10 protein-coding genes and 3 pseudogenes are annotated in these 8983 nt (G+C 49.9%); 6 read left to right on the top strand and 7 right to left on the bottom strand.

The window, feature by feature from the left end:
• The 3 genes from H6B51_RS18505 to H6B51_RS15080 form a co-directional block, all read right to left on the bottom strand.
• Positions 1-619, bottom strand: a 619-nt coding sequence (locus H6B51_RS18505) for a transposase (protein ID WP_204884467.1), incomplete at its 3' end; no start/stop codon positions are given.
• 296 nt (positions 620-915) lie between these two features.
• Positions 916-1284 (bottom strand): hypothetical protein, encoded by a 369-nt coding sequence (locus H6B51_RS15085; RefSeq protein ID WP_204884466.1) that lies wholly within the window; start codon positions 1282-1284, stop codon positions 916-918.
• 73 nt (positions 1285-1357) lie between these two features.
• Positions 1358-2677 carry an ATP-binding protein gene (locus H6B51_RS15080; protein WP_204884465.1) on the bottom strand — a complete coding sequence of 440 codons (1320 nt, stop codon included), beginning with the start codon at positions 2675-2677 and terminating at the stop codon, positions 1358-1360.
• A gap of 707 nt (positions 2678-3384) precedes the next feature.
• Here H6B51_RS15080 and H6B51_RS18630 point away from each other — a divergent pair.
• The 4 genes and pseudogenes from H6B51_RS18630 (at position 3385) to H6B51_RS15060 (ending at position 5517) form a co-directional block, all read left to right on the top strand.
• Positions 3385-3669, top strand: a complete 285-nt coding sequence (locus H6B51_RS18630) for a DUF5720 family protein (protein WP_470382166.1) — start codon at positions 3385-3387, stop codon at positions 3667-3669.
• A gap of 635 nt (positions 3670-4304) precedes the next feature.
• Positions 4305-4421, top strand: a pseudogene (locus H6B51_RS15070) (phage replisome organizer N-terminal domain-containing protein); the annotation flags it as partial.
• Positions 4418-5281, top strand: a pseudogene (locus tag H6B51_RS15065) (ATP-binding protein). The pseudogenes H6B51_RS15070 and H6B51_RS15065, both read left to right, overlap by 4 nt.
• 65 nt (positions 5282-5346) lie before the next feature.
• Complete coding sequence (locus tag H6B51_RS15060; RefSeq protein ID WP_431835086.1) at positions 5347-5517, top strand: transposon-encoded TnpW family protein; 171 nt, start codon at positions 5347-5349, stop codon at positions 5515-5517.
• Positions 5518-5567: 50 nt separating this feature from the next.
• Here H6B51_RS15060 and H6B51_RS15055 read toward each other — a convergent pair whose 3' ends face one another.
• Entirely contained in the window at positions 5568-5969 is a 402-nt protein-coding gene (locus H6B51_RS15055; protein WP_204884463.1) for a putative toxin-antitoxin system toxin component, PIN family, read from the bottom strand.
• Positions 5966-6241 carry an AbrB/MazE/SpoVT family DNA-binding domain-containing protein gene (locus tag H6B51_RS15050; RefSeq protein ID WP_089700816.1) on the bottom strand — a complete coding sequence of 92 codons (276 nt, stop codon included), beginning with the start codon at positions 6239-6241 and terminating at the stop codon, positions 5966-5968. The genes H6B51_RS15055 and H6B51_RS15050 overlap by 4 nt, the downstream gene beginning before the upstream one ends.
• A 157-nt stretch (positions 6242-6398) precedes the next feature.
• Here H6B51_RS15050 and H6B51_RS15045 point away from each other — a divergent pair.
• Both H6B51_RS15045 and H6B51_RS15040 read left to right on the top strand, forming a co-directional pair.
• Positions 6399-6992 (top strand): annotated as a pseudogene (locus H6B51_RS15045) (VirD4-like conjugal transfer protein, CD1115 family); the annotation flags it as partial.
• A gap of 38 nt (positions 6993-7030) precedes the next feature.
• Positions 7031-7123, top strand: coding sequence for a DUF4368 domain-containing protein (locus tag H6B51_RS15040; protein WP_204884468.1), 93 nt, complete (start codon positions 7031-7033; stop codon positions 7121-7123).
• Positions 7124-7180: 57 nt separating this feature from the next.
• Here the strand turns inward: H6B51_RS15040 and H6B51_RS15035 are convergent, their stop codons facing one another.
• A complete protein-coding gene (locus H6B51_RS15035) occupies positions 7181-7729 on the bottom strand; it encodes a Cof-type HAD-IIB family hydrolase (protein ID WP_243421348.1) in 549 nt (182 codons plus the stop codon).
• Between the two features lie 145 nt (positions 7730-7874).
• Positions 7875-8879: a UDP-glucose 4-epimerase GalE gene (galE, locus tag H6B51_RS15030; RefSeq protein WP_204884462.1), complete on the bottom strand. Its 1005-nt coding sequence runs from the start codon at positions 8877-8879 to the stop codon at positions 7875-7877.
• Positions 8880-8983: the final 104 nt, after the last annotated feature.

Raw genomic sequence — 8983 nt, 5'->3', positions numbered from 1 at the left:
AAACCTTGGTTTTGAGACAAAGCTCTGCAAACCCCGCCATCCCTTCACTAAGGGCAAGGTAGAGCGTCTGGTGCGATTTGTGAAAGACAACTTTCTCACCAGCCGGGTAGCTCAGCATACTCTGCTCGACTTCTACCTCTACGTCAATCCAGCTGTTGCGGGAGACTTCAGCGGGGATATAGCTGCCATCCGAGGCCATTTCTTTGCCATCTATCAGCTTCTGCTCTATGCAGCGGCGAACAATTTCAAGGAAAGCCTTCTGGAAAAAGCCGCTTTCATTCCATTTACGAACTCTTGTTTTGCTGAACGTAGAATGATCTGGTATCTTCTCTCCGAGCTCGAAACCGCAAAACCAGCGATACGCAATATTTAACTGGACCTCTTGGACAAGCCGACGCTCTGACTTGATACCGTATAGGTATCCCACCAGCAGCATTTTAAACATACTGACAGGATCGACAGATGGACGGCCATTCGCAGGATAATACGGTGCTGCAAGGTCATAGATAAAATCAAATGAAACCAGCTGATTGATTTGCCGGAGCAAATGATTTCCTGGGATCAATTCCTCTATGTCCAGTATCAACATGCTCATTTGACCGCTTTGCCGTCCCATCATCCTTACATCCCCCCCTTATTTCAATTATACCATAGGGTTGGAGTTTTGGGGGAACTTTGTCAACAGGTCCCATATTTCCCGCAAACTTGCCTCTTCATTTTCGTAGAGAGGTCTTTGATATACTTGATTTGAGCCATTCGTAACACCTTTCTGCTATCCCCTTATGGTTATCCCACCTAAAGGGTAGCGTTTATTTCAGGTGCTGACAATGGCTCTTTTTATTTGCCATTGGGGTGCTCACTTTTTGAGTACCATTTGCTACATTTTCATTTTACCGAAAACAGCCAATCTACTGTTTATCTGGAAAATGAATGATTTGCTTTATCAAATTCCAGTTTTGTCATACAAAAAAGCTTTGTGCATAGCTGACGCTCATGAACCATGGCAACATTCAAAACAGTCTCCTTCAAGTTGTCCGGCAATCTTTCCGAAAAACCAAAGGGATCATGCGCGCCCTCTTGAGCCATATAGCACGTCCCCTCGTAATCATCCGAACGCATTCCATCCTGAAGACCCTGATCTGAGCTGCCGTCCGCACTTACAAAGTTATTCCAACAACCGAACTCCCTTATCCGGCGCATAAAGACTTGGCCCGTCATCAATTTATCTGCATATGTCCGGTTTAATATCTTGACCGGTAAATAATGACTTTCCACTGCAGCCACATCCTTTTCCTTACCAGATTGAATACGCTGCCCCAGGACGGATAGCTTAACCGTTTGCGTCTGGGTACTCCCGTCAGGAATCCAAAAGAAAGTCTGTCAGCCGAATGATTTTGATACCGTCTTCCGTAATAAGGTGATCGCAGTTTCCGGCAATCACAATTTTCTCGTAGTTGTCCCGGATCATGCGCAGTGGAGTCAATTCCCGCTGGCGGGTGGTTGGATCATTCATGGACTCGGTCACCTGGATATACCGCTTCTCCTCCGCGTTGGCAGCGATAAAATCCACTTCCTTGTTGTCCACCTTGCCGATAGACACATCGTATCCCCGGCGAAGCAATTCAAAGTAAACAATGTTCTCGAGAATGTGTCCGGTATCCATATCCCGGAACCCCAGCAGATAGTTGCGCAGACCGATGTCCACAATATAATATTTGCCCAGGGTGCGCAGATACTCCTTGCCCTTGATATCGAAGCGCTTGATCTCATAAAAGATATAAGACTCCAGCAGTGCGCCTACATAGGCCTGAATGGTGTGCACAGAGGGATTTCCCCTGCGGCTTTGATCCAGCAGTTTTTCGTTTACGAGTGTATTACTGATGGATGTGATGGAGGTGCTGTTGCCGATATTGTCGGCCAGGAACATGATGATCTTCCGCAGCAGATCTGGGTCTGTGATCTGCCGTTGGCCACGGCGGCGCTCCCGTTCCAAAATATCCCGCACCACCACCGTGGAATAGATCCCGTCCAGCAGGGTCAGAGCCTTGTCGGTATCCAGTCCCACATCCGCGATGCCCGGCATTCCGCCAAAGCGCAGATAGGCATCAAGCAACTCTTGCGGCTCATAGCTTTCACCATCGGTATCATAGATCCGCTTCCGCACTCCTCCGGCGGGGTGTTTGCTTTCCCTGACCACATAGCCATGGAAGTCCAGAAACTCCCGGAACGAGAGGGGGAGCACCTTAATTTCAACGCTCCGTCCAGCCAGGTAGGTTGCATACTCGGAGGACAGAAGATAGGCGTTGGAACCGGTCACATAGATGTCGCAGTCGAAATCCACCCGGAAGGAATTCACCGCATCCTGCCACTGGTCAATGCGCTGGATCTCGTCAAAGAACAGATAGGCGCGCTTTTTCTCCGGCAACCGCTCCTTTACATACCGGTACAGCTCCTCCGTAGTCATTCGGCGGAAGTCCATGGATTCAAAATTCATCTCGATGATCTGGTCATCGGTCACTCCGTTCTGACGCAGATGAAGGACCATCAGTTTCATCAGGCTGGATTTTCCGCAGCGCCGGATGCCCGTGATGATCTTGACTGGCTCGGTGTCCTGAAACGCGATCAGCCGATTCAAATAAAGGTCACGGCGGCGCAGTTCACGTCCGCTTTTCAGCATCGTATCACCTCTGGTTAAAGTGTAGCATAAAAACAGAATAAGATCAAGTTTATGCTATTAATAGCACAAACTTTCTGAATAGTTGATGTTTTTGCTCTGCTTTTGACATCCTCAGAAATGGCTTCCATACAGAGTCAACACGGTTTGTACTTACAAAATATTACCAGAGTGATCACACTTTTTTGAAAAGTCTGCTTTGACAGAAAAAATTCAAAAAGACTTGTGCCGACAGTGAAAACACCGGAAACCCCTGTAAATACAAGGCTTTGATAAGGATGGTAGCAAGAAACCAGTAAAATCAAGGCTTTGTGGACAGCAACAGGCAATGCGGCAATTAAAACTGAATAAGTTTACAGGGCAGGGATACCGTTTTCATCAATGGTATCCCTTTTCTGTTGCTCCACGCTGACGCCATAGGCCAAAAACCTGTGGCGTTTTTTTGTGCCCATTTTTGGAAAGGAGCCGGATAGATGAAGCTGAACGAAGCGGAAATGAGGATGGCGTACCAGATCGAGAGTACAGACCCGAACGCTGTCCTGAATGAAATTTACATGACCTGGCGCCTGTCAAGGAACCAGGCTACCAGGGATACGGCGGAAAGCCTCATGGCGAAGCTGCGCTCCCTGTCAAACAAGGAGTGCATGGATTTGATCCGGGAGGTCCAGGCAAATTACCGTCTGCCGGGAAAGCCCCAGACCATCGGGGAAATGCTGGCGGAGGCCAGGCAGAAGTCCGGGGCGCAGAAGCTGGCCGGACACGATATCATGGCCCTGGAACGTTTTGACCCGGACACCCGGCACATGATCGTCTTTGACGTCCTCTCCAATGACTCCCCGATGGGATGGAAGGGAGAAAAAATGCGCCTGTTCCTGACCGAAGCCGGTTATGGCAAAGCCCTGGAGAACCAGGAGAAGGGATTTATCAAAATCAGGAACCATGCGAAGGTACGCGGGGGCGATCTGTTCTATGACCGGCGCGACCGTGAGCTGTAGGGCTTAAAAAATGTATCAAAAGGGGTGGAAAATCCCCTGTTTTTCCTTCTGTGGGCGGCGGTATGAAAGCCGCCCATATTCTTTCCCCTGATGGACGGGGAGGCGGATGACAGAGGGCATTTTCCACGAAAATCAACACTTTTTCAATCCATGAGGAAGGAGGTAAACGGCATGGCGGTTTTCCGTATCGAAAAGACCCGTGATTACACGGTCATGTCAAACCACCATCTGCGGAACACGGCGCTGTCCCTGAAAGCAAAAGGGCTTTTGTCCCTCATGCTCTCCCTGCCGGAGGGATGGGACTATACCACAAAGGGCCTTGCCCGTATCTGCAAAGACGGCGTGGACAGTATCTGCGCCGGGGTGCGGGAGCTGGAGGAACAGGGCTATGTGATCCGGGAGCGTGTCCGGAACGCCAACGGGCAGCTGGGGGCGATTGAGTACACCATCCTGGAGCAGCCCAGAACGTCCCAGCCTGAACGGGAAAAACCTGGACGGGAAAATCCAGTTCAGGAAAATCCTGTCTTGGAGAACCCTGCACAGGAAAAACCTGAACAGGGAAACCCCGCACAATTAAATACGAAAGAATCAAGTAACTATGGATCAATAACAGATTTATCAAATACGGAGGTATCAAATCCTATCAGAGCCATGCCGCCACCATCCGGCGCTGGGCCGGTGAGGACGCGAAAAAGGCAGCCACGCCCACCCGCAACCGGGATTACAGCGTAAAGGAGGATGAAACCGTATGATTGAGATTACCGCAGAAATCCGGGCGCTGATCGACAAGGCAGCCGCCGGTGTGGAGCTGGCCGGGGACGAGTACATAGACCCGGCAGACGGCCTCATTCACTGCAAAAAGTGCGGCGGCCAGAGGCAGACCGTTGTGCCATGCTTTGGGAAACCCGGCTACTTCATGCCCCGCTGTATCTGCCAGTGCCAGCGGGAGGCTGAGGAATAGCGCAAGGCCGCCGAGGAACGGCAGCGCCGCATGGAGCGTATCAAGCGCCGGAAGGCCCAGGGCCTGCAAGACCGCTATCTGTACGACTACACCTTTGCCAACGACAACGGCCAAAATCCCCTGATGGAAAAGGCCCGCGCCTATGTGGAGAACTGGAAAGAGGCTTATAAAAACAACACCGGCCTGCTGCTGTTTGGGGATGTGGGAACCGGCAAGTCCTTTTTTGCCGGTTGTATCGCCAACGCGCTGCTTGACCGGGATGTGCCGGTGCTGATGACAAACTTTCCCACCATCCTGAACCGCCTGACCGGGATGTTTTCCGAGGATAGGGCCGAGTTTATCGCCAGCTTTGACGAGTACGACCTGCTTATCATTGACGATTTGGGTGTGGAGCGCAGTACCGAGTATGCGATGGAGCAGATGTTTTTCGTCATTGACAGCCGCTACCGCAGCCGCAGGCCCATGATAATCACCACCAATCTGAAGCTGGCCGAACTCAAGAACCCGCCCGACCTGGCCCACGCCCGTATCTATGACCGTATCCTGGAACGGTGCGCCCCGATCCTCTTTGCCGGGAAAAATTTCCGGGAAGAAAACGCCGGGGCCACCAGGCAGGCGGCCAAAGACCTTGTGAACCGTAAAAGCGACTGATTGTTTTGCCGGACGGCGCAGCCCCGCCCGGAGAAAGGAGCGCCATGAGCGAAGAAACCCGTACCATGCAGACCGCAGACACCACCCCGGCCAGAGCGCCGGAGGACGCCCCCGCGCTGGTAAAGAAAATCGGCAAGACCACCTACAAGGTGCGCGTCCATTTCAGCGATACCAGCACTGAAACCATGAGCGACAAAATCAAGCGTATGCTCAAAAACGAGATACAGCAGATGTAAGCACAGCGGGCTGGGAGCTTTTCACTCTCGGCCCGCTGTCTTTGTGTCAGTTAGGTATTCAAAAACTCTGCCGGTGTCATAATTGCCGGATTTTTCACGCCGGACTCTAAGAAATCCTTATCGCCGGTCAGCAACACATCGGCTTTCGCTTCAATGGCTGCCCGCAAAATAGGGCGGTCATTGACATCTCTGATTTGTGTTTCGGTCATATCTTCCTCTGTCGGGACGGGAACCAATTCCAGAGTAAGCAAAGCAACAGAAAGAAATTTGTCCAGCGCCGCCAGCCGGTTTGGGAATTTCTTGTTGAATATCCGCTTCATTTCGTCCACATTCTGCTCGCAAATCAAGCCGTGATTCGGGTAAGAGGCCGCTTTCACATACGCTTGATAAGGCGTTCCGTTTGCACTCAATGCGGCAGAAATAAGGACATTGGTATCAATCAGAACTCTCATCCTTTTTCGTCCTCATTTCTCAATTCCTTGACGAGCGCCATAACATCATCTTCCGAGGTCAGGCCGGTGCGTTCTGCTTCTCCGGCCATTTCTTGCTGAAGCATCTGCATAGCGTAAACAGCAGAATTGACAATGCGGACAGTGTTTCCCTCAACGATGAAAGTGACCCGATCACCACTTGACACACCAAGCACATCACGGACATCCTTTGGGATTGTGATTTGCCCTTTTGCCATGACTTTGGCATTGTCCACAAACGCATTTGCTAACATGATTTTGCACCACCTTTCTGAAATATGGAAAGTAGGGATTTCCCTACTCTTATTATACACAGAACGAGCGAAAAAATCAACGAGAACTGGTAAAATTCAGAGCCAGTAAAACCGCAAAATTGTAGCTTTTTTGTGAATTTGATTAAAAAGTCCTTGACAACTCGTTTCGGGCAAAACCTTAAAATCCATACTGATTTCCTGCGGGGCCAGGTTAGCCCCATTTGACATAAAAGAGCTCCGGGACCTGATGGAGACGGACGAACTGGAACTTGACACCCTGGGCGACAGCAAAACGGCGCTGTTCGTTATCATTTCCGATACGGACAGCACCTTCAACTTTGTGGCCGCCCTGATGTATTCACAATTATTCAACCTTCTCTGCGACAAGGCCGATGACTTCTACGGCGGGCGGCTGCCCGTCCATGTGCGGCTCATCCTGGATGAGTTCGCGAACATCGGCCAGATACCGAACTTCGACAAGCTGATCGCTACCATCCGGAGCCGTGAAATATCGGCTTCGATTATTTTACAGTCGCAGAGCCAGTTAAAGACCATCTACAAGGACGCGGCGGATACCATTGTGGGTAACTGCGACAGCACCTTGTTTTTGGGAGGCAAGGAGAAGTCCACGCTCAAAGAAATATCCGAGCTTCTGGGAAAGGAGACCATTGACTCCTATAATCAGTCCGAAAACCGGGGCGCCCAGACTTCCCACGGCCTTACATATCAAAAATTGGGAAAGGAATTCATATAACCCGAGATGGTAATTGCATAGGAATATAGCTCCTTATCGTCGAAGTCAAAAAAGTGGACGGCCAGAAGATGCAAGAAGTCAGGATTGCTTATAACTTTGTCGGGGAAATCCCGGAGATTGCAGCATAAAAGCAGAGCAGCCCTCCCCATGTCGGGGAGGGCCTTACTCTTTTCTATCGAAGTAATTTAATCAAACAATTTCTCTAATGTAACAAGCACACCATCTTCTTCATTGGAAGGGCAGACGTACTTTGCCGCATCTTTTACATTTTGTGGCGCATTGTCCATAGCGTAACTGTGAGAACAATAGCGCAGCATTTCAATATCATTGCCGCCATCTCCAAAGGCGGCACATTGTTCAGGAGTGATGCCCCACCGTTCCACAAGTCGTTTGAGGCCAGATGCCTTATGGCAGCCCGGTACAATCAGATCGATAGAACCGTGGCCGCTTGTGGTCGGCTCTACTTTTCCTTTAAGCCGTTCCCGAAACATATCATAATACTCATACGTTTTTTCTTCCGGAACTGTGGGTGCAAATTTTAATATCTGGTCTTTTACTTCCTTAAAATCGTCTACCCATTGTAAGCGGTGGTAATAAATACTGGTCAGGTCAAAGAAATCCTGACTAACCGTTCCACGCTCACAATATGCACTGTTGACACCGCACAGGACGTTTAACACTTCTGGATATTCACGGCATACATCAATGACAAAATCGACAGTTTCCTTTGGCATATTATGGCTTTATTATAGCGAAATATACTTCATTTGTGAATGAACAATGTTCTTCGATCCATACACAAAATGGTATTTACGAAAAAACGAATATCCCGGATCGAAGCAGATCCGGGATACCCGTTTAAGAATGGAAAGGGGTAATTTATATGGACGCATTCTTGGCAAACTGCCAGGAACTGCGGCACATATCTTCAACAGTGTGGGTTGCTTCCCATCCCAGAAGCTCCTTGGCTTTGCTTGCATCTGCCCAGAATGCAGGCAGATCACCGTCACGGCGGGGACCGATTACGTAAGGCAGCTTCATGCCATTGACCTTCTGGAATGCATTCACCAGCTCCAGAACAGAAACACCGTTGCCGGTACCCAGGTTGATAGCCTCGACACCCTTATGCTCTGCAGCATATTCCAGCGCCTTCAGGTGACCGACTGCCAGGTCCACAACATGCAGATAATCACGCTGGCAGGTGCCGTCGGGGGTATCATAGTCACCACCGAAGATGGTCAGCTTTTCCAGCTTACCAGCTGCTACACGGCCGATGTAAGGCATCAGGTTGTTGGGAATGCCATTGGGATCATCACCAATCAGGCCGGATTCATGGGCACCGATGGGGTTGAAATAGCGAAGCAGAACTGCGCTGAAATCAGGGTGTGCAGTGCAGTAGTCGGTCAGAATCCGCTCATTCATAACCTTAGTCCAGCCATAGGGCGAGGAGGACTGAATGGCAGGCATCTCTTCCTTATAGGGATGGGGGTTATTGGGACCGTAGACTGTGGCAGAGGAAGAGAATACTAAACTTTTGCAGCCAAACTCTTCCATCACTTCCAGCAGCGTCATGGTGCTGTCCAGGTTATTGCGGTAGTACTCCAGAGGCTTCTTGACACTTTCGCCCACTGCTTTGTAGGCTGCAAAATGAATAACTGCATCGATCTTCTGTTCTGTAAATACATGGCGAAGCTGATTCCTGCATGCACAGTTGATCTGGTAGAACGCAGGGGTCTTACCAGTAATTTTTGCGATATTGCTCACAGCCGTGTAGTGTGCATTATACAGATTGTCAGCAATGATGACTTTGTGGCCTGCATTCAGCAATTCCACAGTGGTATGGCTGCCGATATAGCCGGCGCCACCGGTAACAAGGATATTCATAATTATGACCATTCCTTTCCGCTGCGCTTCAAGGCACCAAAGGAAAATGAAACACAGGTGTCTCTAACGCAGCAAGTCGTAATTTGTTAGAATAGGCTTGAGGA

Origin of the sequence: Pseudoflavonifractor phocaeensis (assembly GCF_016901955.1) — a bacterium.
Lineage (GTDB): Bacteria > Bacillota > Clostridia > Oscillospirales > Oscillospiraceae > Flavonifractor > Flavonifractor phocaeensis_A.
The sequence above is the reverse complement of the archived record's forward strand: the minus strand, read 5'-3'. Positions and strand labels throughout refer to the sequence as shown.

Coding starts and splice junctions, on each gene's coding strand:
- H6B51_RS15035 (WP_243421348.1), bottom strand. CDS start 7,729: ATGCCAAAGGAAACTGTCGATTTTGTCATTGATGTATGCCGTGAATAT.
- H6B51_RS18630 (WP_470382166.1), top strand. CDS start 3,385: ATGCTGGCGGAGGCCAGGCAGAAGTCCGGGGCGCAGAAGCTGGCCGGA.
- H6B51_RS15080 (WP_204884465.1), bottom strand. CDS start 2,677: ATGCTGAAAAGCGGACGTGAACTGCGCCGCCGTGACCTTTATTTGAAT.
- H6B51_RS15055 (WP_204884463.1), bottom strand. CDS start 5,969: ATGAGAGTTCTGATTGATACCAATGTCCTTATTTCTGCCGCATTGAGT.
- H6B51_RS15060 (WP_431835086.1), top strand. CDS start 5,347: ATGCAGACCGCAGACACCACCCCGGCCAGAGCGCCGGAGGACGCCCCC.
- H6B51_RS15050 (WP_089700816.1), bottom strand. CDS start 6,241: ATGTTAGCAAATGCGTTTGTGGACAATGCCAAAGTCATGGCAAAAGGG.
- galE (WP_204884462.1), bottom strand. CDS start 8,879: ATGAATATCCTTGTTACCGGTGGCGCCGGCTATATCGGCAGCCATACC.